A 24,554-nucleotide genomic window follows, 5' to 3' on the forward strand; every position below is an offset into this window, starting at 1 on the left:
GACCTCACTTCTTTTCCATGACGCATTGCAGCGGATGCTGGTGCTTGCGCGCGTGATCCATCACCTGCGTCACCTTGGTGTCGGCGACCTCATAGGTATAGATTCCGCATTCCCCAACGCCATTTGTATGGACTTGCCACATGATCCTCTCGGCGTCTTCGAGGGTCTTGTGGAAGAAGTTGCAGAGCACGCCGACAACGAATTCCATCGGCGTGTAGTCGTCGTTCAGAAGCAAAACCCGGTACATCGAAGGTCGTTGCGTCTGGGTCTTCGATCGGGTGATGACCGCCGTCCCGGAGCCGGGGCCATCGCCCGGATTCTTCTTGCCGCCCTTGCCTGCGGTTGGCCCAACCCGGCCGCGCGCGCCGAGCAGCGCGTCACGCCTTGAACGGGTCGTCAGAACAGTCACGGAATTCTCTCTCCAACAATCCGCACCGGCATTTCGTTTCGTCGTCCGGCGCCATCAGACACTTTCAAGGTTACCATAACGGCGCGAGCGGCGCTGCCGTTTCACCCCTCAAGCTCAATTTATGCGCCGCTTCCCGTCCCCGCCAGAGGGCCGAAAAGATTTTGGCGAGGCCCCTGTCTTCCTGTCACCGTCAAGCCACCATGCAGCGTATGTCTTGCACGAAGCATGACGCAACGCCGATGATTGGGCGCGCGTGAAGGAAACGCGGGCTTTTGCTCAAATTCTGGGCGCCAACAAATATACGCAACGAAATGGGCGAAAACCGGACCGGCGCTCGCAAAACGCAAACGCCCGGTTCGGCGTGGCGCCGAACCGGGCGTTCAAAACTCAAGACCGCCCGGGGGGCGGGAGCGGATTACGCCGCGACGGAGGACTGAGCCTTGGCCCAGGCGCCTTCGACCGGCTTCCAGGCTTCCTTGGCGACGTTGGAATAGAGCTCGCCGAGCTTGGTGGTCTGCGCGACGAAGCCTTCATAGGACGCCTTGGCGTATTCCTGCTGAAGGGCGAGCGCGTCTTCGAACTTGGTCACGCCGAGCAGCTTTTCCACGAAGGCCGAGCCGTGCTCGAGCGACTTCTTGGCGTAGTCGGTGCTTTCGGCGGCGATGGCCTGGAGCTGCTTGGACACTTCCACAGCGGAGGCCTGGATCGCGTCGATCTGTTCCTTGCTGACCTTCTGGTAGTCTTCGAAGTTGATAGCCATTGTAGCACCTATGATTTTGCCGCTCGGCGGCTGAGGAATTCCGTGAGAACGCGTTCTCCGGTTCTCGAGGATTACTTTTATATGCAGCGCACAAAAATGTCAATGATTCGTTGTGCGGTGCACCATAGTTTTTGTTAACCCTTTGTTCAGCAAACCGCTTAACGGGCGAGTAACCGCATTGGGTCTAATTTGAGGAAAGTTTCGTCGGCGCCACAGCGGACGATCGTGTCAGTTCACCTTCGGGATTGGTGTATGTTCCAGAGCATCCTCGGCGGTCCGCGTTATGCCCGCGCGACCCTCTCCGGCTTCGTCATCGCCCTCGTCGCCGCCACATCCCTCGCCACCCCCGCCGAAGCCCGCCGCCATCATCACCACGGCGGCCATCGCGTGCATGCGAATCTTCACGCCCACCATCATCTCCGCCACGCGCGCCCCGCCGCCGTCGCGGGCTCGGCGACCGCCGCCATCGCGGTGGACGGCGCCACCGGCCATGTGCTCTGGGGCATGAACGAGCATGCGCCGCGCCATCCCGCCTCCGTCACCAAGGTGATGACCCTTTACCTGCTGTTCGAGCAGCTGGAAAAGGGCAAACTGTCGCTCGACGACGCGATTCCGATCTCCGCCCATGCCGCCGCGCAGGCGCCCTCCAAACTCGGCCTGCGTCCGGGTTCGTCGATCCGCGTCGAGGACGCCATCAAGGTGGTCGTCACCAAATCGGCCAACGACATCGCCGTCGCCATCGCCGAGGCCGTCGGCGGGACCGAGTCGGACTTCGCCGAGATGATGACGCGCAAAGCCCATGCGCTCGGCATGAGCCGCACGCTCTACCGCAACGCCTCCGGCCTGCCCAACAGCGAGCAGATCACCACGGCTTTTGACCTCGCCATTCTCGGCCGCGACATCCAGGCGCGTTTCCCCCGCTACTACCGCTATTTCTCGCTGCACGAAGTCTCCTGGCATGGCCAGCGCATCCACAACCACAACCATCTGATGGATCGCGTCGAGGGCATGGACGGCATCAAGACCGGCTACACCGCCGCCTCCGGCTTCAACCTGCTCAGCTCGGTCAAGCGCGACGGCCACTATCTCATTTCCGTGGTGATGGGCGGCAAGAGCGCGCGCTCCCGCGACGCCTATATGGAGCGCGTGATCGAGGCGCATATCGACGACGCCGGCGGACGCGGCGCGGTCCAGGTCGCCAGCCGCGACGCCGACGAAGAGGCCGAGGCGCGCGCCGAGCCCGCGCCCGAGCCCCGCCGCGTCGCGGAGCCCAAGCCGGAACCGAAACCCGAACCCAGGCCCGAGCCCCGCGTAACCGAGCGCGCCGCCCCCGAGCCGCCCCGCCTCCAGCTCGCCGCCGTGCTGCCGGACCCGCGTCCGCGCCCGGCCTATGTCGCCGCCGCGCCGCAGCCGCCGCGCCCCGAAGAGCGGCCCACGGCCCGTCCCGCCGTCGACGGCTCGACGCGAAAGGCCCAGGACGGCGCCGGCGCCGCCACCCCCGGCGGCATGCGCTGGCTCACCGGCGCGCCGGCCAGGCCCACCAAGCTCGAAACCCGCATCGAGATCAAGCCGACCCCAAAGGCGCAGGAGACTGAAGGGGTCAGCGAGAAGGGCAAGGACAAGATCGCCTCCGCCAAGCCCGCCGTCTCCGGCTGGATTCTCCAGATCGGCGCGACCGACGACGCCGACAAGGCGGAAGCCCTGCTCAAGAGCGCCCGGGAAAAGCGCGCCGCGCTGCTCGGCGGCGCCAGGGGCTACACCGAGGCGGTCCACAAGGGCCGGGAAACGCTCTACCGCGCCCGTTTCGCCGGCCTCGAGGAATCGCGCGCCGAGGCCGCGTGCAAGGCTTTGAAGAGTTCCGGATTTTCCTGTTTCGCGATGCGCAACTGACGCGGGGCGCGAGGCGGTCAAGGTTGGTTTTCAGTCGTCGCGTACTTGAGTTTGGGAGGGTGGTCACCCGTGACGCCGCAAGAGTCTGTCCTTGGCCTGATTGAGCCGGGCCGCGCCATCCGTCGTCCCCCCGTGGTCGGGATGACGTTCCTTCATGAGCGTCCGATGCGCGCGAACGATCTCGTCCGCGCTCGCCCCCCATCGAAGTCCGAGCGTCTCATACGCTTCCTGCTCGCTCATTTCGCCGGCGCGGCGGATCCCGCCGCCCCGCCGCGCGTCCGCGTCGTCCTGCGCTGTCACGCGCCATCCGGGAAAGCGGCGGTCGAAATAAGCCTCTAGCGCCAGCAGCGCCTCGGGATTTTCGGCGCGGCACTGGGCGTAGAGGGCCAGGCATTGCGACTTGGACAGTTCCGACAGTCTTGAGCCCGCGAACGGCCCGGAGCGAACGGCGCCGTCGCGGACGCCAAAATCGTCGAACTCCATGTCCACCGCCGAACCGCGCTTGCCGCGGGAGAATGGCGGAAAACTCCGGCCCAAAGCGGCGAGCGCCACGCCAGCCAGCGCCAGCGCCGCGGCGAATTGGCCGCGCGCCAGCATCAGGGCGGCGGCGAACAGGGCGATGCCCGCGAATCCCTGGCGCATCATCGAAGCCACGCGCGCCGGCGGCGCCCGGCCGAGTTCGCGCAAGCCAAACAGGATCAGGATCAGGACCAGAAGTCCGAGCAGAAAGAAAATCGCCGCCTCCCCAATTCAGGCGCAACCGCGGGCATGGATGCGAAACATAGGCGGTCTCCCCCGACGGCGCCAGGGTCCGCATTTCGGGATAGGCGCGCGGCCCGCCGCCAGCTAAAGAAACGCGGTCATGCCCCTTCACCTGTTAAAACTCTGCGTCGGAATCGACTCCGCTGACGACCTGCGCCGCTGGACGCTGTTGCGCGCGCAAAACAATCCTGGCCTCGTCCACGCCCATGTCACGCGCATGAGGCCAAGCCGCGCCGACGAAATCTTGGACGGCGGCTCGCTCTACTGGGTGATCAAGGGCCAGATTTCCGTCCGGCAACGGCTGATCGGCCTCGAGGATTTCGTCGATTCCGCCGGCGTGCGCCGCTGCGCCTTGCAATTGGATGACGAGATCGTGGCGGTCGCCCCCCGCCCCTGCCGCGCCTTCCAGGGCTGGCGCTATCTGAAACCCGCGGACGCCCCGCCCGATCTTTTGGCCGGCGCGGGCGCGGACATGCCGGAAGACCTGCGGCGCGAGTTGAGCGCCCTGGGGCTTCTATGAAACATTCCGAAGCGGGCCGCCGACGGCGCCGGCTCGCCCAGACTCCCTGATGCCGTCATTGCGAGCGAAGCGAAGCAATCCAACCTTTTCGAGCAGACCGGCGCCGGCGTGAGATGACGCCCGCGACAAAAGTGAAAACCGCAAACCCACAAGATTTTGTTCTCGTTATGTTCCACGTGAAACATCTCGAACCACCGCGCCTCGCCAAACCCTTGTTTCCCAAGAACAATCCTCATTTACCGCGCGGAACGCGGTCCCCGCTCCCGCCCACATCTCGTACGCAACCCTGCGGTTGCACGCGCAAGAATCGACGGTTTTGTGTAGGAATTCGCACGATTTTCACAGGAAACAGCGCGGCTTTTCCGTTTTTAGGCGCATATGTTTCAACCCAGGGTGGAGATTTCGACACTGCCGCCGGGCGTCAGTCCCGCGAAAACGCAACCGATGGCGCCCGCCCTCACCGGCGCCGATAGATGGTCTCGGCGATCCCCTCGAACGCTTCATTGACGTTCTCGCCGGATTTGGCGCTGGTGATCATGATCTGCTCCTCCGGCAACCCCAGGCGGTCGAGACCGGCGAGGTTCGGCCTGACGATATCGGCCTTGTTGACCAGAGCCAGCACCGGACGCCCCGGCATGGCTTCGGAAAAATCCGCCGCCAACGCGAACATTTTTTCGATGGTCAGCGGCCGCGAGGCGTCGGCCACCACCAGCGCCCCCGAGGCGCCGGCGATATAGACCGACTTGAAAATGTGATGGCCGAAATCGCCGTCGGTGTCCCACAACAACAGTTTGGCCCAGATGTCCTCGGGCCGGCCGACGAGCTTGAGGTCATGGGTGAGGATGTCGACCCCGATGGTCGTCTTGTAGTCGCCGTCGAACCTGCCGAACACCAGCCGCCGCGCCAGCGAGGTTTTTCCCACCCCGATATCGCCAAGCAGCATGACCTTGGCGGAAAAATTCATCGCGGCGCCCCTTCGAGCGCCTCGAAGGCGACGCGCCGGTTGCCGACGCGCTCGGCGCCGCCGTCATCCAGGATCGGGTTCTGGTCGCCGCGCCCCACCGCCACCAGTTTTTCGGGCGCCACGCCCGCCTCGACCAGCATTTTGACCACGGTCGCCGCGCGCGAAAGCGACAGCGTGTGGTTCTTGGCGGCGACGCCGGTCGAATCGCTGTAGCCGACCACGCGCAGGCCAAGTCCCGACGCCTTCAGCGCCTGGGCGAGCGCCGCCACCGTTGCTTGCGCCTTGTCAGGCTCCTTCAGCGTGACCTCGTCAGTGAAGTGAATTGCACTGGCGCCCGCCAGCCGGGACAACACCGCCGCCGGCGCGTTGTCGCGGGCCTCGCGTTCGGCCCGCCAGCTTTTCAGTTCGGCGATCCCGGCCTCAAGTTCGGCGATCCGGGCTTCCGCCTTGGCGAGTCTTGGTTCTGAAGACTCGACGGGCGGCGCGGGCTCATCAAGCCGAACCACACCCATCGCAACCGCATAAGGCGCGGCCGCCGGCGCCAGAGCCCGCGCCAGCGCATCAAGATCGGTTTTCGCCGGCGCGAGCCCGCGCACCAAAACCGATTTCGAACCATGGTCGATGGCGAGCGTCACTGGCCAGGAGTCGAGCTCTTGCGCGGCTTGCGCTTGCGAAAAGGCGGCTTCGATGCGGCGGTCGCGAATCGCGTCGCGGACCGGACCATAGAGCGCGGCAAAAAGCGCCGCCGCGAGCAGCCCCGCCAAAACCCAGCGCGACGCGCGCGACCGCGTCGCCGGCGGAGGCGCCGCGGAAGCCAACGCCAGACGCTCAAGAGCGCGTTCGTCCAACGGCGCGCTGCCGTCGATCAGGTCGAACAGCGCCGAATCCATCCGCCGCGCGGCGGCGGCGTCGGGCGCTCCGGAAAATTCCGCCGCGACCACCATGCGGGCCGAGGCCCGCAGCAGCACATGGCTCGCCCCCATGTCGAGCTCGCGCAGCTCGCCATGCGCTTTCGAAAAAGCCTGGGCGGAAAACTGGCTGATCGCCGCGATCAGGCCGCTGACCAGCTCCACGGACTCATCCGCCTGCCCATCGGCGCGCCAGCTCCCCAAAAGCTTGCCGGTGTCGCGCTCAAGAGCCAGAAGCCGCAGAACGCGGGGCCGACCCGCCGCCTCCAGCACCACTTCACTGAGCGGGCGCCGGCTGAGCCAGGCGCGAAGCCGCAGCCGCCACAGGTCGGTGGACAGCAGCGCGTCGATGCGTTTTTCCAGACTGTCGGCCAGATCGCGAAACGCATTGGCGACGGCGGCGGCGACGAGCCGGCCGGTGATCGGGTAGAGCGCGTCCACCATCATGTCGCGCGAGTTGACGATTTCGCTGCGAATCGCCGCCACCACCAGCGGCGCGATCGCCGCCGAGAGCTCGCGATGCCGCGAGACTTCCGCCTTTCGCAAGGCGCCGGCGATCACCTGCGCCGTCGACGCCTCGAATCGCGCGTCGTCGCCGATTTTTTGGGCGAAGGCGTCGCACTGGCCTTGCAGCGCTTCGATCTTCGCCTGCTCCGGCTCGAACAGCAGCTGTTTCAGCCTGCCGAGATCGGCGCCGGCCGCGCGAGGGGCGCTCAAATCAGCGCGACCTCGAAACGGTCGAGAAATTGCGCAGCGAATAGCCGATGGCCGCGCCAATGCCCTGCCCCCGCTTCAGCTTCTCCACGTCCGTTCCGAGAAGCTCCAGCCGCTGCAATTCCTGGCGCAGCGCCTCCAGCCTGGCCTCGGCGGCGCGCGCTTCGACGCCGACAGCGCCAAACCGCGCTTCGGCGAATCGCTTGTCGGCGACGATTTCCGCGCGGGTCTCGTCGAGCAGATCGTCGAGTTTCTTGAACCGGGCGTCGGCGGCGCGCTTTTCCTGGATCAGAGCGCTCAACCCCTGCCCCAGCCGCGTGTCCAGCTGGTCCATCCATTTCTCGAACTGGGCGAATTGGGTGTCGACCCGGGCGAATCGCCCATCCAGCTGCGCGACTCGGCTGAAGCGCGCGTCGAGCTCCGCCTGCCTTGCGTTGAGCTCGGCCTGCCTTTGATCCAGCTGCGCCTGCCTTTGGTCGAGCTGCGCATGCCGCTGGTCGAGCTGCGCATTTTTGGCGTCGAGCTTGGCCAGACCGGCGTCGAGCTTCGCCAGTTTTTCGTCGAGACGATCCAGTCTGGCGTCCATGTGCTGGATTTTTTCGTCGGAAGCGCGCTTTTCCGCGCCAAACAGCATTTCCCGCACGTCATCAATCGTTTCGGGTGTAACGGCCGGCGCCGCGTTCGTATTCACGTCCGTCATGGTTCAATTCCCGGGCAGTGCGCGAACAAGATCGCGCGCGACAACCCATTTAGGCCAGCTTTGCCTTGCGTCGCAAGCTTTGGGCGCGGCCCTTTCGGCGCCGCGCCCATTATTTTACGCAAGGCAACATTCACTGCGGGAAGAAATGATCCTTGTGCGTCGCGGTGGTCGCGCCGGTCTCATCCTTCACCGTGAACACCACATCGACCGGTTTTGCGGGAACCGACCCCGCGGGCGCGGTCACGGCGACGCGCAGCTCCAGGGTCTGGTCCGGGCCGACGACAGCGGCCTGCCCACCCTTGCCGTTGATGATCTGCAATTGCAGATTGGGGCTGCCCTCCACCGACACCTCAACCTTGCGGTCGTTGGCCTGCTTGTTGAGCACGCGCACCGTGTAGCCATTTCGAACCGCGCCATCGGACATGGTGACCGCAAGCGGGTTGCGGTCGTGCAGCACGTTGACGAACAGATCCGCGCGCGTCCCGAGCTTGAGCGCCATCACGCCGGCGACAGCCAGGATGATCACCGGATAGATCAGCGTGCGCGCCCGGATCAATTTATAGACCGGCGGCAGCCCTTCGTCGCGGCGGGCGATATTGATGTCGGTGTCATAGGCGACGAGATTGCCGGGCCGGCCGATCTCCTTCATGACGATATTGCAGGCGTCGATGCACAGGCCGCACTGGATGCAGCCGAGCTGCGAGCCGTGGCGGATGTCGACGCCGGTCGGGCAGACCGCGACGCATTGGTGGCAGTCGATGCAGTCGCCGGCCTTTTCCCCGCGTTCATGCGCGGCCAAAGCCTTCTTCACCGACATGCGCGGCTCGCCGCGGGTGCGCTCATAGGAGACGTTGAGCGCCCATTCGTCGGTCATCGCCGCCTGGATGCGCGGCCACGGGCACATGAAGATGCACACTTGCTCGCGCATGTGGCCGGCGAAGACGTAAGTCGTGAAGGTGAGAATGCCGACCCAGATATAGGCGACGCCCGGCGCCGCGCCGGTGAACAAGTCCTTCAGCAAAGTCGGCGCATCGGCGAAATAGAGCACGAAGGCGCCGCCGGTGAACATGGCGATCAACAGCCAAAGGACATGCTTGGTGGCGAGTTCGCGAACGCGCGAAAAGGTCCAGCCCTTCTTGTCCTTCATGATGCGCTCGCGGCGGTCGCCCTCGACCCAGCGCTCGACGGCGAAGAACAGGTCGGTCCACACCGTCTGCCAGCACAGATAGCCGCACCACACGCGGCCCGCGAGCGCGTTCAGCAGGAACAGGGTCATGGCCGCGATGATCAGCAGGCCGGTGAAATAATAGACCTCCTGCGGCCAGATCTCGATGAAGAAGAAGTAGAAGCGCCGCGCCGGCATGTCGATCAGCACCGCCTGGTCCGGCAGGTTCGGCCCGCGGTCCCAGCGCAGGAACGGCATCAGGTAATAGACCGCCAGGGTGAAGGCCATCAGCCCCCACTTGATGGTGCGAAACGTTCCGTGGGTCGCCTGCGGATAGACCTTCTTGTGGACCTCGTAGAGCGGTCCAGTGATGATGGTTTCGTCGTCCATCGCAAGTGTCCTGACGTTTCGACGCGCGAAGTCAGCGCGGGATAGCGCGGAAGTCCGCATCCGTTCATTGATCCCGCGCAGGGTGTACGCCCTTTCGGATCATTCATCAAGGAATTCGAATATAATACCATCGGCGCGTCGGCCAAAACAAAAGGGCGGCCCACCGGGCCGCCCTGAAAAAATCGCGTGCGAAAAACCTTATTCCGCAGCTTCGGCGACCTGACCGGAATCCTTGCCCTTGGCGGAGACGTCGCGATCGACGAATTCGATAATGGCCATGGCGGCGTTATCGCCGTAGCGGAAGCCAGCCTTGAGCACGCGGGTATACCCGCCCTGACGATCCTTGTAGCGCGGAGCCAGCGTGTCGAACAGCTTGGCGACCAGCGCCACGTCCTTGATCTGGGCGATGGCCTGACGACGGGCGTGCAGGTCGCCGCGCTTGCCGAGGGTGACGAGCTTTTCGATCACCGGACGCAGGTCCTTGGCCTTGGGCAGGGTGGTGGTGATCTGCTCGTGCTTGATCAACGCCTGGCAGAGATTGGCGAACATCGCCTTGCGATGCTCGGCGGTGCGGTTGAACCGCCGCTTGGATTTACCATGATACATATTGGCTCTCCATGTTGATTAGGGCCGCCGTGCCAAGGAACGGCCCTTCCGTGCTTGCCCCGATTTCGGGGCGGGTTATCCTTCTCCCCTTGCGGGAGAAGGCGGATCGGCGCGGAGCGCCGAGACGGATGAGGCGGGAAGAACCCCTCATCCGGCGCTTCGCGCCACCTTCTCCCGCAAGGGGAGAAGGCGCGTGCCTTAGTAGTGTTCTTCGAACCGCTTGGCGAGTTCGTCGATGTTCTCCGGCGGCCAGCCGGAGACTTCCATGCCGAGGTGCAGGCCCATCTGCGCCAGCACTTCCTTGATTTCGTTGAGCGACTTGCGGCCGAAGTTCGGCGTGCGCAGCATTTCGGCTTCGGTCTTCTGGATGAGGTCGCCGATATAGACGATGTTGTCGTTCTTCAGGCAGTTGGCCGAGCGCACCGACAGTTCGAGTTCGTCGACCTTCTTGAGCAGCGCCGGGTTGAAGGCGAGTTCCGGAATGGCCGGCGAGGCCTCCTCGCGCTTGGGCTCCTCGAAATTGACGAACACATTGAGCTGGTCCTGCAGGATGCGCGCGGCGAAAGCCAGGGCGTCCTCGGGGGTCAGCGAGCCGTTGGTCTCCATCTGCAAGGTGAGCTTGTCATAGTCGAGCACCTGGCCCTCGCGGGTCGGCTCGATCTTGTAGGACACCTTCTTCACCGGCGAATAAATGGAATCGACCGGGATCAGGCCGATCGGGGCGTCCTCGGCGCGGTTGCGGTCCGCGGGAACATAGCCCTTGCCAGTATTGACGGTGAATTCCATGCGGATTTCCGCGCCCTCGTCGAGGGTGCACAGCGCCAACTGCGGGTTGAGCACGGCGATGTCGCCGGTCACGCCGATGTCGCCGGCATAGACCACGCCCGGACCCTGTTTCTTCAGGGTCATGCGCTTCGGGCCTTCGCCCTGCATCTTGATGGCGACGTCCTTGATGTTGAGGACGATGTCGGTCACATCCTCGCGCACGCCGGGAATCGAGGAGAATTCATGCAGCACGCCGTCGATGTGGACGGAGGTGATGGCGGCGCCCTGAAGCGACGACAGCAGGATGCGGCGCAGCGCATTGCCGAGCGTCAGACCAAAACCGCGCTCCAGCGGCTCGGCGACGACGGTCGCGACACGCTTGGGGTCTTCGCCGGGGGACACAATGAGCTTGTTCGGCTTGATCAGCTCTTGCCAATTCTTCTGGATCATTTCAGCCTCTTCCTCGGACCGCGGCATATCGGTTCGTCAACCATGGCCTTTGGTCCGCTAACGGAATTGTCCGCCGAGCCCCGTCGGTCCCAGGCGGATACAAATCGATCGCGGCGAGGCCGCGATCGACACGAGACCGCGCGAGGCGGCCAACCCAATATATAATCAGACGCGGCGGCGCTTGCGAGGGCGGCAGCCGTTGTGCGGGATCGGGGTCACGTCGCGGATCGAGGTGACGGTGAAGCCGGCGGCCTGCAACGCGCGCAGCGCGGACTCACGACCCGAACCGGGACCGGACACTTCCACTTCAACCGTGCGCATGCCGTGCTCGGCGGCCTTGCGGGCGGCGTCTTCAGCGGCCATCTGCGCGGCGTAAGGGGTCGACTTGCGCGAGCCCTTGAACCCCATGGTGCCGGACGACGACCAGGAGATGGTGTTGCCCTGCGCGTCGGCGATGGTGATCATCGTGTTGTTGAACGACGAATGCACATGCGCGACGCCGGAGGCGATGTTCTTGCGTTCCCTGCGGCGAACGCGGGTGTTTTCCTGCTTGGCCATATTTTTAACTGCCCTTCGAGCGCGCCCGTAATGCCGGTCGCTAAGGTAATCCGACGGCCGCGCTGACGCGCGCCCTTCGGCGCTGGGGTTGGCGAGCGGCCGTTTGAGCCGCCCTATGATCTCGCGCTGTTTGCGCGAAAGTGGAACTGCCAAAATTCGGATTCAAATGGGTCAGGCTGCGGCGAAAATGGTGTTTTGCGAGCACCGAAGCGGAGCGTACTTGAGTACGTGAGCATCGGAGCGGAGCAAAACGCCATTTGTAGCCCGGCCCCACCCATTTGGGCCGGATTTTACTTCTTCTTGCCGGCGATCGGCTTGGCCTTGCCCTTGCGGGTGCGGGCGTTGGTGTGGGTGCGCTGGCCGCGCACCGGCAGACCGCGACGATGGCGCAGGCCGCGATAGCAGCCGAGGTCCATCAGGCGCTTGATGTTCATCGCGACTTCGCGGCGCAGATCGCCTTCCACCATATAGTCGCGGTCGATGGTTTCGCGGATTTGCAGCACTTCGGCGTCCGAAAGCTGGTTCACCCGGCGTTCCGCGGCAATGCCGACCTTTTCGCAGATTTCCTCGGCCTTCTTCGATCCGATGCCGTGGATGTACTGCAGCGCGATGATCACGCGCTTGTTGGTCGGGATATTGACGCCAGCTATACGAGCCATTTTTTCACATGCTCCATGTTGACGGGCTTGCGCCCAGACAAACCCGCGTCCGGTGGAGGCCGGCCCCTGCGGGTATAAAAACAACGCTCCTGCTTTCCAGCAGGAGCGCCGTAGAAGACGTTTCGCTTAGAACGATTCCGCCGCGCCGTCAACCGGCGCGGTAAATCATTTCGCCAGCACCGCGTCGAGCTGTTTTGTCACCTCGTCGATCGGCGCCATGCCGTCGACGGTGCGCAGCTCGCCGATGGACTTGTAATAGCCCGAGACCGGAGCGGTCTGCTCATGATACTGAGCCAGACGTTTCTTGAACGCTTCCGGATTGTCGTCGGCGCGTACGGTCCCGCCGGCGGCGACGGTGTCGCGCGCCCGGCCCTCGATTCGCGCCAGCAAAATGCCGTCGTCCACCAACAGCTCGACCACGGCGTCGAGACCGCGCCCCTTCTGCTTCAACAGCGCCGTCAAAGCCTCGGCCTGCGCGACCGTGCGCGGAAACCCGTCGAGGATAAAACCCTTGGCGCAATCGGCTTCGTCGATTCGGTCGGCGATGATGCCGATGACGATTTCGTCGGAGACGAGGCCGCCCGATTCCATCACCGCCTTGGCCTTCAAGCCGACAGGGGTGCCCGCCTTGACCGCCGCGCGCAGCATGTCGCCGGTCGAGAGCTGCGGGATGCCGTACTTCTGTTCCAGGCGCGCCGACTGGGTGCCTTTGCCGGCCCCCGGCGGTCCGAGCAGAATGAGCCTCATTTCTTCTTCCCCCTGAGCTTGGCCTTTTTCACCAGTCCCTCGTATTGCTGCGCCTGGAGATGGCCATGAATCTGCGCAACCGTGTCCATGGTCACGGAGACCACGATCAACAGGGACGTCCCGCCGAAATAGAACGGCAGCGCAAATTGGGAAATCAGCATTTCGGGTAGCAGGCAGATGATGGCGAGATAGCCGGCGCCGAGCACGGTCACGCGGGTGAGCACGTGGTCGATATATTGCGCGGTGCGCTCGCCGGGCCGGATGCCCGGAATGAAGCCGCCATGCTTCTTCAGGTTTTCCGCCGTGTCCTGGGGATTGAACACGATGGCCGTGTAGAAGAAGGCGAAGAACACGATCATGCCGACATAGAAGGCGATATACGCCGGCCGCCCGTGACCGAAATAGGTCGCGAGAAAGCCGAGAAAGCCGCTGGTTCCGCCGTCGCCCGCGAGATTGGAGAAGGTGATCGGCAGCAGCAACAGCGACGAGGCGAAGATCGGCGGAATCACGCCCGCGGTGTTGAGTTTTAGCGGCAGGAACGAGGTCTGCCCCTCATAAACCCGGTTGCCCTGCTGGCGCTTGGGATAGGTGATCAGCAGCCGGCGCTGGGCGCGCTCCATGAAGACGATGAAAGCGATCACCGCGAAGGACATGACGGAGACGCCGACGATCACGGCCGGAGGAATCGCGCCCTGGCGCGACAGCTCCAGTGTGCTGGCGACCGCCGACGGGAAGGCCGCGACGATACCCGCGAAGATGATCAGCGACGAACCGTTGCCGATGCCGCGCGAGGTGATCTGCTCGCCAAGCCACATCAGGAAGAGCACGCCGCCGGTGAGGGTGATCACGGTGGAGGCGCGGAAGAACCAGCCGGGCTCCGTCACCACGCCGGTCTGCCCCTCGAGTCCGATGGCGATGCCATAGGCCTGGAACACAGCGAGCGCCACGGTGAGATAGCGGGTGTACTGGTTGATGACCTTGCGGCCCTGCTCGCCTTCCTTCTTCAGCGTTTCCAGCGCGGGAATCACCGAGGTCATCAGCTGCACGATGATCGAGGCCGAGATGTAGGGCATGATGTTCAGGGCGAAGATCGCCATGCGCTGCACGGCGCCGCCGGCGAACATGTTGAACAGCTCGAGCACGCCCTGCTGCTTGCCATGAAAACTCTGCTCGAACACCACGGGATCGATGCCGGGCAGCGGGATGTAGGTGCCGAGGCGGTAGATGACCAGAGCGCCAAGGGTGAACCAGATACGCTTCTTGAGCTCTTCGGCCTTGCCGAGCGAAGCGAAGTTGAGATTAGCCGCAAGCTGTTCAGCTGCCGAAGCCATGAAAACTGCTCCAAATGCGCGACGCGCGCATGAATGATGCGAAAACGGGGCGCAACTCCTTCGAGTTCCGCCCCGTCAATAACCGTTCATCCCGGCAAAATCACGCGCATTCGCGCCTTTCGCCTAAAGAAAAATCACGCCTCGGCGGAAGCCAGCAGCTTCACCGAACCGCCAACCTTTTCGATGGCGGCGACAGCGGACTTGGACGCGGCGGCGACTTCGAAGGCGAGCTTGGCGCTGATTTCGCCATTGCCGAGGATCTTCACGCCGTCGCGGGCCTTGGAGATCACGCCGGCGGCAATCAGGGCTTCCAGGGTCACGGGCGCCGAGGCGTCCAGTTTGCCCGCTTCCACCGCCTGCTGGATACGACCGAGGTTGACCTCGTTGTAATCCACGGAGAAGGGGTTCCAGAAGCCGCGCTTGGGCAGACGGCGATGCAGAGGCATCTGGCCGCCTTCAAAACCCTTGATGGCGACGCCTGTGCGGGCCTTTTGACCCTTGACGCCGCGTCCCGCGGTCTTGCCCTTGCCGGAGCCGATACCGCGACCGACGCGCATGCGGTTCTTGGAGGAACCGGGATTGTCGGAGAGGTCGTTGAGTTTCACCATGGTCGCGATCCTCAATCTTCGACGCGCACGAGGTGCGCGACCTTGGCGATCTGACCACGAATCGAGGGGGTGTCTTTCAACACCGCCTTGCGGCCGATCTTGTTAAGTTTCAGGCCGACGAGAGTCGCGCGCTGGTCGGCGGGGCGGCCGATCGGGCTCTTGGTCTGAACGACCGTGACAGTCTTGTCCGTCATGTCCGTTCTCCTCAGCCTTCAGCCGTGCCGTCTTCGCCGCCGGGGCGACGCGACTGCAGCACGGACACTTTCAGACCGCGACGCGCCGCCACCGAACGAGGCGAATCCTCGGCCTTGAGCGCGTCGAACGTGGCGCGAACCATGTTGTAGGGATTCGACGAACCCTGCGACTTCGCGACGACGTCATGGACGCCGAGCGATTCGAACACAGCGCGCATCGGGCCGCCGGCGATGATGCCAGTACCCGCGGGCGCCGCGCGCAAAACGACGCGGCCCGCGCCATGGCGGCCGTTCACGTCATGATGCAGGGTGCGGCCTTCGCGCAGCGGCACGCGGATCAGCGCGCGCTTGGCGGATTCGGTGGCCTTGCGGATGGCTTCCGGCACTTCGCGCGCCTTGCCATGCCCAAAACCGACGCGACCCTTCTGGTCGCCGACGACGACGAGGGCGGCGAAGCCGAAGCGACGGCCACCCTTCACAACCTTGGCGACGCGGTTGATGTGGACCAGACGATCCACGAATTCGCTGTCGCGCTCTTCATCCTTGCGATCGCGACCGCGACCGCCCTGTTCTTCACGAGCCATTTGTTTTTCCGTCACTTGCGCGGAAGGTCCCGTTAGACCCCCGCTCGCTGGGTCGCTCCCGATACGGGAGCTTTCCTCAAACGTCAATCCCGGAACGCGAAAATCGCGTTCCGGGACGAGTTTGAAAACTCAGCCAACCGGCGCGTCCAACGCCAAAGGCGTTGAACGGATCGCGCCGATCAGAACTGCAGCCCGCCTTCGCGGGCGCCGTCGGCCAGCGCCTTGACGCGGCCGTGGTACATGTACGAGCCGCGGTCGAACACGACCTCGGTCACACCGGCGGCGACCGCGCGTTCCGCGATCAACTTGCCGATGGCCTTGGCGGCCTCGACGTCGGCGCCGGTCTTCAGCCCTTCGCGCTGCGCCTTCTCGATCGAGGAAGCGGCGGCGAGAGTGACGCCGTTCGCGTCGTCGATGATCTGAGCATAGATCTGCTTCGACGAGCGGAACACAGACAAACGCGGCTTTCCGTAAGCGCGGGCGCGAAGCGTGCGGCGGACGCGCGCCTTACGGCGATCAGTGGTATCCTTAGCCATGATACGCGGTCCTTACTTCTTCTTGCCTTCCTTGCGGAAGATGAATTCGCCAGCGTATTTGACGCCCTTGCCCTTATAAGGCTCGGGGCCACGATACTCGCGGATCTCAGCGGCGATCTGGCCGATCTGCTGCTTGTTGATCCCGGCGATGGTGATTTCGGTCGGCTTCGGGCAGGCGATGGTGACGCCGGCCGGAATCGGATAGTTGATGTCGTGGCTGTAGCCGAGCGACAGCTGCAAATTCTTGCCAGCGACAGCGGCCTTGTAGCCGACGCCGGTGATTTCCAGCTTCTTCTCGAAACCGCTGGTGACGCCGACGACCAGATTGTTGATCTGGGCGCGGGCGGTGCCCCACAGCGCGCGGGCGCGCTTGGTTTCAAAACGCGGATCGACCTTGACGCCATTGTCGTTGAGTTCGACCGACACGTCGTCATGAACGATGAAGGACAGTTCGCCCTTGGCGCCCTTGACGGTGACCGTCTGACCCTCGACCTTGGCGGTGACGCCCGCCGGAACCGGAACCGGCTTCTTACCGATACGAGACATTTTGTTCTCCTCTCGGCTCAGAACACGGTGGCGAGCACTTCGCCGCCGACATTGGCTTCGCGCGCGGCATGATCCGCGAGGACGCCCTTCGGGGTCGAAATGATGGCGATGCCCAGGCCGTTGGCGACGCGCGGCAGCTTGTCGACAGCGGCATAGACGCGGCGGCCCGGCTTCGACACGCGAGTGATGTCGCGAATCACCGGCTGGCCGTCGAAATACTTGAGCTCGATTTCGAAATCGGTGCGGCCGTTGCCGTATTCAGTGACCGAATAGCCACGGATGTAACCTTCGTCCTTGAGCACGTCGAGGACGTGGGCGCGCAGGCGCGAGCCCGGCGTCGAGACGGAGGTTTTGCGGCGCATCTGCGCATTGCGGATGCGGGTGAGCAGATCGCCCACAGGATCGTTGATCGCCATGACGGTCTCCTTACCAGCTCGACTTGACCAGGCCCGGGATCAGACCCTTGGAGCCCAATTCGCGCAGAGCGATACGCGACATTTTCAGCTTGCGGTTATAGGCGCGCGGACGCCCCGTCACTTCGCAGCGATTCCGCACGCGATTGACGCAGGAGTTGCGCGGAACTTCCGCCAGCTTGAGCGTCGCTTCGAAACGCTCTTCCACGGTCAAGGAGCGATCCTTGGCGATCGCCTTGAGACGCGCCCGCTTGCCGGCCTTGTCGACCGCCATCTTGGCGCGCTTCTTGTTGTTGTTGATAGCGCTTTTCTTAGCCATGAGTTACCTCTGGTCTCCGCGTCTGAGCCTTGCGGCTCACTGCCGGAACGGGAAGTTGAAGGCGCGCAGGAGAGCGCGGGCTTCGTCGTCGGTCTTGGCCGTGGTGCACACGATCACGTCCATGCCCAGAACCGTATCGACCTTGTCGTAGTCGATTTCAGGGAACACGATGTGCTCCTTGATGCCGAGCGCATAATTGCCACGGCCGTCGAACGACTTCGGATTGAGACCGCGGAAATCTCGCACGCGCGGCAGCGCGACGGTGATGAAGCGGTCCAGGAATTCGTACATGCGGGTCTTGCGCAGCGTGACCTTGGCGCCGATCGGCATGTTCTCGCGCACCTTGAAGGTCGAGATCGCCTTGCGGGCCCGGGTGATGACCGGCTTCTGGCCGGCGATCAGCGCGAGGTCGGCGGCGGCCAGCGTCACCTTCTTGGTGTCGTTGACAGCGTCGCCCACGCCCATGTTCAGCACGATCTTTTCGATCGACGGAACTTCGTTGGCGTTTTTATAGCCGAACTCTTCGATCAGCTTCGGCCGCACCACTTCGTCGTAGTGCTGGCGCATGCGCGCGACATAGCCCTCGGGGATCGAGGAGACCGCGCCGGCGTGGGCGACGGTCTCGGAACCCTTGGCCTTCTTCTCGGCGCCCTTGTCCGCCTTGGCGGCGCCCTTCTTGGGGGTCTTTGCCTCAGCCATCGATCAATTCTCCGGAACGCTTGGCGAAACGGACCTTCCGGCCGTCATCGAGGATCTTGAAGCCGACGCGGGTCGGAGCGCCGTCCTTGGGATCGGCGATCGCGATGTTCGACAGCTGGATCGGGGCTTCCTTGGTGATGATGCCGCCTTCCTGCGCCTGCGTCTGCTTCTGGTGACGCTTCACCGTATTGACGCCGGACACGAGCGCGCGGCCTTCCTTGGGAAGCACCAGGGTCACTTCGCCCTTGCGGCCCTTGTCACGGCCGGCGATCACGACGACCTTGTCGCCTTTCTTGATCTTGGCGGCCATCACAACACCTCCGGGGCGAGCGAAATGATCTTCATGTGGTTCTTGGCGCGCAGCTCGCGCGGCACCGGTCCGAAGATACGGGTGCCCACCGGCTCCTTCTGATTGTTGATCAGAACGGCCGCATTGGTGTCGAAGCGAATCACGGAGCCGTCGGGACGCTTGATGTCCTTGGCGGTGCGAACGACCACCGCCTTCATCACGTCGCCTTTTTTCACGCGGCCGCGCGGAATAGCTTCTTTAACGGAAACAACGATAATATCGCCAACGCCTGCATACTTGCGCTTGGAGCCCCCAAGCACCTTGATGCACATCACACGACGCGCGCCCGAATTGTCGGCCACGTCGAGGGCGGTCTGCATCTGAATCATGGCTACGAGCCTTTCTGTCAGATCGGTTTCCGACGCGGATCATTCCGGCCGGACTTCGCCTGGATACCGCTTTCGCGGCGGGTTCTTCCCCAATTCTGGGGTGTTCGCCGAAATCAATGCGCCGGGGCGTCACAGTCGTTTTCCCTGTTGAGGGGCGACCGTGACCCGGCGCAGACTTCGATTGAGGAAGCAGGACCGCTTCCTCGTTCATTTTTCCGAAGAAATCAAGCCTTGTTTTCGTTCGGCAGAACGATCCAGCACTTGAGCTTCGAAATCGGACGGGTCTCCTCGATGGACACCTGATCCCCGACCTTGAAAGCGCCCGCCTCGTCATGCGCGTGATAGTGCTTGGTGCGGCGGACGGTCTTCTTCAGCAGCGGATGGGTGAAGCGGCGCTCCACCTTCACCACCACGGTCTTTTCCTGCTTGTCGGAGACGACAACGCCCTGGAGAATGCGCTTCGGCATGTGGTTTCGCCTTTATTATTTGGCCTCGCCGCGCTTCTGCGCGGCGATGGTCTTCACGCGGGCGACGTCGCGACGGACGACGCGAACGCGCGACGTGTTTTCGAGCTGATTGGTCGCCTTCTGGAAGCGCAGGTTGAACTGCTCCTTCTTCAGCTTCAGCAATTCGTCAGCCAGTTGGTCTTCGGTCATCGCCTTGAGGTCGTTCAGGCGGCCATCTTGTTTCGACATCCTGCCCTCCTTATTCGGCAATGCGTTCGATGAAGCGGGTCTTGATCGGCAGCTTGGCGGCCGCAAGGGCAAAAGCCTCGCGGGCGAGCTGCGGCGCGACGCCGTCAACCTCGAACATGATGCGTCCGGGCGCCACGCGGGCGCACCAGAATTCCGGCGCGCCCTTGCCTTTACCCATGCGGACTTCGGTGGGCTTGCTGGACACGGGGACGTCGGGGAACACGCGGATCCACACGCGTCCGGCGCGCTTCATGTGACGGGTCAAGGCGCGACGGGCGGCCTCGATCTGGCGGGCGGTGATGCGCTCGGGTTCGAGCGCCTTCAGGCCGAATTGTCCGAAGGCCAGTTCAAAGCCGCCCTTGGAGACGCCCTTGATGCGGCCCTTGAAGGCCTTGCGGAATCTTGTACGCTTGGGTTGCAGCATGGGTCAAACTCACAAGGTTCAGGCGCGATCGCCGCGCGGCGGACGCGGGCCGCGACGCTCGCCGTCACGGTCGCGACGGTCGCGGCGCTCGCCGTGATGGTCATGGGCGGCGGCTTCGGCGCTGCGCTCGGTGGCCATCGGATCGTGCTCAAGGATTTCGCCCTTGAAGATCCAGACCTTGATGCCACAGGTGCCGTAGGCGGTGTGCGCGGTGGCGACGCCGTAATCGACATTGGCGCGCAACGTATGCAAGGGCACGCGACCCTCGCGATACCATTCCAGGCGCGCGATTTCCGCGCCGCCGAGACGGCCCGAACAGTTGATGCGGATGCCTTCGGCGCCGAGACGCATGGCCGATTGCACGGCGCGCTTCATGGCGCGACGGAAGGCGACGCGGCGTTCCAGCTGCTGCGCGATCGAATCGGCGACCAGGGTCGCGTCGACTTCCGGCTTGCGCACTTCGACGATGTTGATCGCGACTTCCGAAGCGGTCAGCTTGGCGACAAGCTTGCGAATCTTGTCGATGTCGGCGCCCTTCTTGCCGATCACCACGCCCGGACGAGCCGAGTGAACGGTGACGCGGCATTTCTTGTGCGGACGCTCGATGACGATCTTCGAGATGGCGGCCTGCTTGAGCGCCTTCATCAGAGCTTCGCGAATGGCGAAGTCTTCATGAAGCAGCTTGCCGTATTCGCCCTTGTTGGCGAACCAGCGGCTGTCCCAGGTGCGGTTGATGCCGAGGCGAAGGCCGATCGGATTGACTTTCTGTCCCATCGTTTTCTCCTCAGGCCGACGCTTGGACTTCGCGCACGACAATCGTCAGATTGGCGAACGGCTTCTCGACGCGACCCGCGCGACCACGGGCGCGGGCGTGAAAACGCTTCATCACGAGCGCCTTGCCGACATAGGCTTCGGCGACGACGAGATCGTCCACGTCGAGGTCGTGGTTGTTCTCGGCATTGGCGATGGCGCTTTCCAGCGTCTTCTTCACGTCGGCGGCGATGCGCTTCTCGGAGAAGGTCAGGTCGGCCAGGGCGCGATCGACCTTCTTGCCGCGAATGAGCTGGGCCACGAGGTTGAGCTTCTGGGGCGACACGCGAATCATGCGCATCACCGCCTTGGCCTCATTCTCCTTGAGGGCGCGCGGATTTTTTTCCTGCGACATCTCAGCCCCTCTTCGACTTCTTGTCCGCGGCGTGGCCGTGGAAGGTGCGGGTCGGCGAGAATTCGCCGAACTTGTGACCGATCATGTCTTCGGTGACGTTCACGGGCACATGCTTGTGGCCGTTGTAGACGCCGAAGGTGAGGCCGACGAACTGCGGCAGGATGGTCGAGCGGCGGCTCCAGGTCTTGATGACCTCGGAGCGCTTGGCTTGAGAGGCCACTTCGGCCTTTTTCAGGAGGTATCCGTCGACGAACGGACCTTTCCAGATCGAGCGAGACATCAGGGTCAGCCCTTCTTCTTCTTCGCCTTGTGACGCGAAGTCACAATGAACTTGGTGGTGAACTTGTTGGAGCGGGTCTTCTTGCCCTTGGTCGGCTTGCCCCACGGTGTGACCGGGTGGCGGCCGCCCGAGGTGCGGCCTTCACCGCCGCCGTGCGGGTGATCGACGGGGTTCATGACGACGCCGCGGTTGTGCGGGCGACGGCCGAGCCAACGTTGACGACCGGCCTTGCCGATCGAAGTGTTCATGTGGTCGGGGTTCGACACCGCGCCCACCGTGCCATAGCACTGGCCATGGACCAGGCGCTGCTCGCCGGAGTTCAGGCGAACGATGACATAACCCTGGTCACGGCCCACGATCTGAGCGTAGGAGCCGGCGGAGCGGGCGATGGCGCCGCCCTTGCCGATCTTCAGCTCGACATTGTGGACGATGGTGCCGACCGGGATGGCCGCCAAAGGCATGGCGTTGCCCGGCTTGACGTCGACCTGCGCGCCCGACACCACCGTGTCGCCAGCGGACAAACGCTGCGGCGCGATGATATAGGCCTGCTCGCCGTCCTCATAGGAGATGAGGGCGATGAACGAGGTGCGGTTCGGATCATATTCGATCCGCTCGACCTTGGCCGCGCCTTCCTTGCGACGCTTGAAGTCGACGATGCGATAGGCCTGCTTGTGGCCGCCGCCGCGGAAGCGGACGGTGATGCGGCCATTGTTGTTGCGTCCGCCGGCGGACGATTGTCCTTCGGTCAGTTTCTTGACCGGCTTGCCCTTGTAGAGCTCGCTGCGGTCGACGATCACGAGCTGACGAAGGCTCGGCGTGATCGGCTTGAACGTTTTAAGAGCCATTTGCCATTACCTCAATTCAGCTCAGAGCCCGGTGGTCACGTCGATCTTCTGGCCCTTCGCCAGGGTGACCACCGCGTTCTTGACGTCGGAACGCACACCGCGCGTTCCCTTGAAAATCTTCTTCTTGCCCTTGCGGAGCAAAGTGTTCACCGCCTCGACCTTGACGTCGAACAGGCGTTCGACGGCGGCCTTGATCTGGTGCTTGGTCGCGTCGATGCGGACCTTGAACACAACCTTGTCCTGCTCGGACTGGATGGTCGCCTTTTCGGTGATCACCGGGGCGACGATGACGTCATAATGACGGGGATCGAGTGCGCCTTGGCTCATTTGAATCGCGCCTCCAGCGCATCGATCGCCGCCTTGGTCAGCACCAGCTTCTCGCGGCGGAGAATGTCGTAAACATTGATGCCCTGGATCGGCAGAACGTCGATCTGGGGAATGTTGCGCGCGGCCAGAGCGAAGTTGGCGTTCAGCTCGGCGCCGTCGATGATCAGCGCGTTGGTGAGGCCGATCTTGGCGAAATTGGCCTTGAGCGCGGCGGTCTTCGGCGCGTCGGCGTTGGCCGCCTCGAGCACGATGATCGAACCGTCCTTGGCCTTGGCCGAGAGCGCATGCTTCAGCGCGAGGGCGCGGACCTTCTTGGGCAGGTCATGGGCGTGCGACCGCACGACCGGACCGAAGGCGCGACCGCCGCCACGGAACTGCGGCACGCGGGCGGAGCCGTGACGGGCCGAACCCGTCCCCTTCTGCTTGTACATCTTCTTGCCGGTGCGGGCGATTTCCGCGCGGTTCTTCACCGCATGGGTGCCGGCGCGGCGCTTGGCGAGCTGGTAGCGCACCATGCGGGCGATCAGGTCCTCGCGCGGCTCCAGGCCGAAGATGGCGTCGTCGAGGTCGAGCGCGCCGGACGCGGCGCCTTCGAGAGTGGTGATGTCGATCTTCACGGCTTAGCCCTCCGAAGAGTCGTTGGCCGCGGGCGCAGCTTGGGTTTCGGGAGCGGCGTTGCTTTCCGGGATGCGGAACTTGCCAGGCTTGGGCGCCTCGGCGGGCAGCGCCTTCTTCACGGCGTCGCGGATGAAGATCCAGTTGCCGGCGTGACCGGGAACCGAGCCTTCAACCAGAACCAGGCCGCGCTCGACATCGAGCGAAACGACCCGCAGGTTCTGCGTCGTCACCCGATCCGTGCCCATGTGGCCGGCCATTTTCTTGTTCTTGAAGGTCTTGCCGGGGTCCTGACGGCCGCCGGTCGAACCATGCGAGCGGTGCGACACCGACACGCCGTGGGAGGCGCGCAGACCGCCGAAGTTCCAGCGCTTCATCGGTCCGGCGAAGCCTTTACCGATGGTGGTGCCGGTGACGTCGACGAACTGGCCGACGACGAAGTGATCGGCGGTGATTTCCGCGCCGACCGGCAGCAGGGCGTCCTCGGCCACGCGGAACTCGGCGAGCTTCATCTTCGGCTCGACGTTCGCCTGGGCGAAGCGGCCGCGTTCGGCCTTGGAGACATTCTTCACCTTGGCGCGGCCGATGCCGAGCTGAAGAGCGGTGTAGCCGTTCTTCTCCATGGTGCGCTGGGCGACGACCTGAACGCCGTCGAGTTTCAAGACCGTGACCGGAACATGTTCCCCGCTGTCCGTGAAGACGCGGGTCATGCCGACCTTCTGTGCGATGACGCCTGACCGCATGTTTCTCTTTCCTTCAGGGCGCATTCGTTTCGAAGAGGCGCCGCGAGACGTCACAAGGACGTCTCAAACCAAATCTACTCTCTGTGACTCAGAGATTGTTTTCCAAGCCCACGCCGGCGGCGGGAGCTTAAAGCTTGATCTCGACGTCCACGCCGGCGGCGAGGTCGAGTTTCATCAGCGCATCGACCGTCTGAGGGGTCGGGTCGACAATGTCAAGCACCCGCTTGTGCGTGCGGATCTCGAATTGCTCGCGCGACTTCTTGTCGACGTGGGGCGAGCGGTTCACGGTGAACTTCTCGATCCGGGTCGGAAGGGGGATCGGGCCACGCACCTGAGCGCCGGTGCGCTTGGCGGTGGAGACGATTTCCTTCGTCGAAGTGTCCAGAATCCGATGATCGAACGCCTTGAGGCGGATCCGGATGTTTTGTCCGTTCATTTTCTGATCCTCTGAGCGAATCGGTGCGGGCTGACGGGCAGCCCGCACCTACGCTATCCGCCTAAAAATTATTCGATGATCGAAGCGACGACGCCCGCGCCAACGGTGCGGCCGCCTTCGCGGATGGCGAAGCGCAGCTTCTCTTCCAT

At 63.8% G+C, this 24,554-nt stretch carries 36 protein-coding genes and 1 pseudogene; 2 read left to right on the forward strand and 35 right to left on the reverse strand.

All coding sequences use genetic code 11. The features are described from left to right. Positions 1-4: 4 nt before the first annotated feature. Together clpS and GJ654_RS18085 are read right to left on the reverse strand one after the other, a co-directional pair. Positions 5-400 (reverse strand): ATP-dependent Clp protease adapter ClpS, encoded by a 396-nt coding sequence (clpS, locus tag GJ654_RS18080; protein ID WP_155447615.1) that lies wholly within the window; start codon positions 398-400, stop codon positions 5-7. Between the two features lie 424 nt (positions 401-824). Next, positions 825-1,169: a phasin family protein gene (locus GJ654_RS18085; RefSeq protein ID WP_155447578.1), complete on the reverse strand. Its 345-nt coding sequence runs from the start codon at positions 1,167-1,169 to the stop codon at positions 825-827. 252 nt (positions 1,170-1,421) lie between these two features. Here GJ654_RS18085 and GJ654_RS21525 point away from each other — a divergent pair, with 252 nt between their 5' ends. After that, positions 1,422-3,059, forward strand: coding sequence for a serine hydrolase (locus GJ654_RS21525; protein ID WP_155447579.1), 1,638 nt, complete (start codon positions 1,422-1,424; stop codon positions 3,057-3,059). Between the two features lie 63 nt (positions 3,060-3,122). Here GJ654_RS21525 and GJ654_RS18095 read toward each other — a convergent pair whose 3' ends face one another. Beyond that, positions 3,123-3,701 carry a molecular chaperone DnaJ gene (locus GJ654_RS18095; protein ID WP_246664816.1) on the reverse strand — a complete coding sequence of 193 codons (579 nt, stop codon included), beginning with the start codon at positions 3,699-3,701 and terminating at the stop codon, positions 3,123-3,125. Between the two features lie 220 nt (positions 3,702-3,921). Between GJ654_RS18095 and GJ654_RS18100 the strand changes: the two genes are divergently transcribed. Then, complete coding sequence (locus GJ654_RS18100) at positions 3,922-4,341, forward strand: DUF1489 family protein (RefSeq protein ID WP_155447581.1); 420 nt, start codon at positions 3,922-3,924, stop codon at positions 4,339-4,341. A 457-nt stretch (positions 4,342-4,798) separates the two neighbouring features. Here the strand turns inward: GJ654_RS18100 and GJ654_RS18105 are convergent, their stop codons facing one another. From GJ654_RS18105 to GJ654_RS18260, 32 genes and pseudogenes are all read right to left on the reverse strand, one after another. Further along, positions 4,799-5,305: a Rab family GTPase gene (locus GJ654_RS18105; protein ID WP_155447582.1), complete on the reverse strand. Its 507-nt coding sequence runs from the start codon at positions 5,303-5,305 to the stop codon at positions 4,799-4,801. Next, the gene (locus tag GJ654_RS18110; protein ID WP_155447583.1) at positions 5,302-6,930 is read right to left on the reverse strand and encodes an OmpA family protein; all 1,629 of its coding nucleotides are present in this window, start codon (positions 6,928-6,930) and stop codon (positions 5,302-5,304) included. The genes GJ654_RS18105 and GJ654_RS18110 overlap by 4 nt, the downstream gene beginning before the upstream one ends. Position 6,931: 1 nt before the next feature. Then, complete coding sequence (locus tag GJ654_RS18115; protein WP_155447584.1) at positions 6,932-7,627, reverse strand: hypothetical protein; 696 nt, start codon at positions 7,625-7,627, stop codon at positions 6,932-6,934. A 130-nt stretch (positions 7,628-7,757) separates the two neighbouring features. Further along, positions 7,758-9,182: a cytochrome c oxidase accessory protein CcoG gene (gene ccoG / locus GJ654_RS18120; RefSeq protein WP_155447585.1), complete on the reverse strand. Its 1,425-nt coding sequence runs from the start codon at positions 9,180-9,182 to the stop codon at positions 7,758-7,760. 198 nt (positions 9,183-9,380) lie between these two features. Further along, a complete protein-coding gene (gene rplQ / locus GJ654_RS18125; RefSeq protein ID WP_155447586.1) occupies positions 9,381-9,788 on the reverse strand; it encodes a 50S ribosomal protein L17 in 408 nt (135 codons plus the stop codon). 198 nt (positions 9,789-9,986) lie between these two features. After that, complete coding sequence (locus tag GJ654_RS18130) at positions 9,987-11,030, reverse strand: DNA-directed RNA polymerase subunit alpha (protein ID WP_425540404.1); 1,044 nt, start codon at positions 11,028-11,030, stop codon at positions 9,987-9,989. A gap of 138 nt (positions 11,031-11,168) precedes the next feature. Further along, positions 11,169-11,561 carry a 30S ribosomal protein S11 gene (gene rpsK, locus GJ654_RS18135; protein WP_155447588.1) on the reverse strand — a complete coding sequence of 131 codons (393 nt, stop codon included), beginning with the start codon at positions 11,559-11,561 and terminating at the stop codon, positions 11,169-11,171. A 290-nt stretch (positions 11,562-11,851) separates the two neighbouring features. Further along, positions 11,852-12,220, reverse strand: a complete 369-nt coding sequence (rpsM, locus tag GJ654_RS18140) for a 30S ribosomal protein S13 (protein ID WP_155447589.1) — start codon at positions 12,218-12,220, stop codon at positions 11,852-11,854. A gap of 165 nt (positions 12,221-12,385) precedes the next feature. Next, on the reverse strand, positions 12,386-12,967 hold the full coding sequence (locus tag GJ654_RS18145; protein WP_155447590.1) for an adenylate kinase: 582 nt from the start codon (positions 12,965-12,967) through the stop codon (positions 12,386-12,388). After that, on the reverse strand, positions 12,964-14,298 hold the full coding sequence (secY, locus tag GJ654_RS18150; RefSeq protein ID WP_155447591.1) for a preprotein translocase subunit SecY: 1,335 nt from the start codon (positions 14,296-14,298) through the stop codon (positions 12,964-12,966). Before secY ends, GJ654_RS18145 begins: the two co-directional genes overlap by 4 nt. A 134-nt stretch (positions 14,299-14,432) precedes the next feature. Further along, complete coding sequence (gene rplO, locus GJ654_RS18155) at positions 14,433-14,903, reverse strand: 50S ribosomal protein L15 (protein WP_264586305.1); 471 nt, start codon at positions 14,901-14,903, stop codon at positions 14,433-14,435. A gap of 14 nt (positions 14,904-14,917) precedes the next feature. Next, complete coding sequence (rpmD, locus tag GJ654_RS18160) at positions 14,918-15,100, reverse strand: 50S ribosomal protein L30 (protein WP_088520746.1); 183 nt, start codon at positions 15,098-15,100, stop codon at positions 14,918-14,920. A gap of 11 nt (positions 15,101-15,111) precedes the next feature. Further along, entirely contained in the window at positions 15,112-15,684 is a 573-nt protein-coding gene (rpsE, locus tag GJ654_RS18165) for a 30S ribosomal protein S5 (protein ID WP_155447593.1), read from the reverse strand. Between the two features lie 179 nt (positions 15,685-15,863). Then, positions 15,864-16,220: a 50S ribosomal protein L18 gene (gene rplR / locus GJ654_RS18170; RefSeq protein ID WP_155447594.1), complete on the reverse strand. Its 357-nt coding sequence runs from the start codon at positions 16,218-16,220 to the stop codon at positions 15,864-15,866. Positions 16,221-16,232: 12 nt separating this feature from the next. Next, positions 16,233-16,766 (reverse strand): 50S ribosomal protein L6, encoded by a 534-nt coding sequence (gene rplF / locus GJ654_RS18175; protein ID WP_155447595.1) that lies wholly within the window; start codon positions 16,764-16,766, stop codon positions 16,233-16,235. Between the two features lie 17 nt (positions 16,767-16,783). Continuing rightward, entirely contained in the window at positions 16,784-17,182 is a 399-nt protein-coding gene (rpsH, locus tag GJ654_RS18180) for a 30S ribosomal protein S8 (RefSeq protein WP_155447596.1), read from the reverse strand. A gap of 10 nt (positions 17,183-17,192) precedes the next feature. Next, positions 17,193-17,498: a 30S ribosomal protein S14 gene (rpsN, locus tag GJ654_RS18185; protein WP_155447597.1), complete on the reverse strand. Its 306-nt coding sequence runs from the start codon at positions 17,496-17,498 to the stop codon at positions 17,193-17,195. A gap of 36 nt (positions 17,499-17,534) precedes the next feature. After that, on the reverse strand, positions 17,535-18,197 hold the full coding sequence (gene rplE, locus GJ654_RS18190) for a 50S ribosomal protein L5 (RefSeq protein ID WP_155447598.1): 663 nt from the start codon (positions 18,195-18,197) through the stop codon (positions 17,535-17,537). Further along, positions 18,190-18,507, reverse strand: coding sequence for a 50S ribosomal protein L24 (gene rplX, locus GJ654_RS18195; RefSeq protein WP_155447599.1), 318 nt, complete (start codon positions 18,505-18,507; stop codon positions 18,190-18,192). The genes rplE and rplX overlap by 8 nt, the downstream gene beginning before the upstream one ends. Beyond that, on the reverse strand, positions 18,507-18,875 hold the full coding sequence (gene rplN / locus GJ654_RS18200; protein ID WP_155447600.1) for a 50S ribosomal protein L14: 369 nt from the start codon (positions 18,873-18,875) through the stop codon (positions 18,507-18,509). The genes rplX and rplN overlap by 1 nt, the downstream gene beginning before the upstream one ends. 224 nt (positions 18,876-19,099) lie before the next feature. Next, positions 19,100-19,342: a 30S ribosomal protein S17 gene (rpsQ, locus tag GJ654_RS18205; RefSeq protein WP_155447601.1), complete on the reverse strand. Its 243-nt coding sequence runs from the start codon at positions 19,340-19,342 to the stop codon at positions 19,100-19,102. A gap of 15 nt (positions 19,343-19,357) precedes the next feature. Continuing rightward, positions 19,358-19,570: a 50S ribosomal protein L29 gene (gene rpmC / locus GJ654_RS18210; protein WP_155447602.1), complete on the reverse strand. Its 213-nt coding sequence runs from the start codon at positions 19,568-19,570 to the stop codon at positions 19,358-19,360. Positions 19,571-19,580: 10 nt separating this feature from the next. Beyond that, on the reverse strand, positions 19,581-19,994 hold the full coding sequence (rplP, locus tag GJ654_RS18215; protein WP_155447603.1) for a 50S ribosomal protein L16: 414 nt from the start codon (positions 19,992-19,994) through the stop codon (positions 19,581-19,583). A gap of 18 nt (positions 19,995-20,012) precedes the next feature. Next, positions 20,013-20,768, reverse strand: coding sequence for a 30S ribosomal protein S3 (rpsC, locus tag GJ654_RS18220; RefSeq protein ID WP_155447604.1), 756 nt, complete (start codon positions 20,766-20,768; stop codon positions 20,013-20,015). A gap of 10 nt (positions 20,769-20,778) precedes the next feature. Next, positions 20,779-21,159 carry a 50S ribosomal protein L22 gene (rplV, locus tag GJ654_RS18225; protein ID WP_155447605.1) on the reverse strand — a complete coding sequence of 127 codons (381 nt, stop codon included), beginning with the start codon at positions 21,157-21,159 and terminating at the stop codon, positions 20,779-20,781. Position 21,160: 1 nt separating this feature from the next. Next, positions 21,161-21,439 carry a 30S ribosomal protein S19 gene (gene rpsS, locus GJ654_RS18230; protein WP_155447606.1) on the reverse strand — a complete coding sequence of 93 codons (279 nt, stop codon included), beginning with the start codon at positions 21,437-21,439 and terminating at the stop codon, positions 21,161-21,163. Between the two features lie 5 nt (positions 21,440-21,444). Next, positions 21,445-22,284 carry a 50S ribosomal protein L2 gene (gene rplB, locus GJ654_RS18235; RefSeq protein ID WP_155447607.1) on the reverse strand — a complete coding sequence of 280 codons (840 nt, stop codon included), beginning with the start codon at positions 22,282-22,284 and terminating at the stop codon, positions 21,445-21,447. Between the two features lie 21 nt (positions 22,285-22,305). Then, on the reverse strand, positions 22,306-22,611 hold the full coding sequence (locus GJ654_RS18240; protein ID WP_155447608.1) for a 50S ribosomal protein L23: 306 nt from the start codon (positions 22,609-22,611) through the stop codon (positions 22,306-22,308). Beyond that, the gene (rplD, locus tag GJ654_RS18245; protein ID WP_264586304.1) at positions 22,608-23,228 is read right to left on the reverse strand and encodes a 50S ribosomal protein L4; all 621 of its coding nucleotides are present in this window, start codon (positions 23,226-23,228) and stop codon (positions 22,608-22,610) included. The genes GJ654_RS18240 and rplD overlap by 4 nt, the downstream gene beginning before the upstream one ends. A 3-nt stretch (positions 23,229-23,231) precedes the next feature. Next, positions 23,232-23,969: a 50S ribosomal protein L3 gene (gene rplC, locus GJ654_RS18250; RefSeq protein WP_155447609.1), complete on the reverse strand. Its 738-nt coding sequence runs from the start codon at positions 23,967-23,969 to the stop codon at positions 23,232-23,234. Between the two features lie 127 nt (positions 23,970-24,096). Continuing rightward, complete coding sequence (gene rpsJ, locus GJ654_RS18255) at positions 24,097-24,405, reverse strand: 30S ribosomal protein S10 (RefSeq protein WP_085773755.1); 309 nt, start codon at positions 24,403-24,405, stop codon at positions 24,097-24,099. Positions 24,406-24,473: 68 nt separating this feature from the next. Continuing rightward, positions 24,474-24,554, reverse strand: a pseudogene (locus tag GJ654_RS18260) (elongation factor Tu); the annotation flags it as partial.

The sequence above is a fragment of the Rhodoblastus acidophilus genome (genome assembly GCF_009720655.1).
GTDB classification, from domain to species: Bacteria; Pseudomonadota; Alphaproteobacteria; order Rhizobiales; family Beijerinckiaceae; genus Rhodoblastus; species Rhodoblastus acidophilus_A.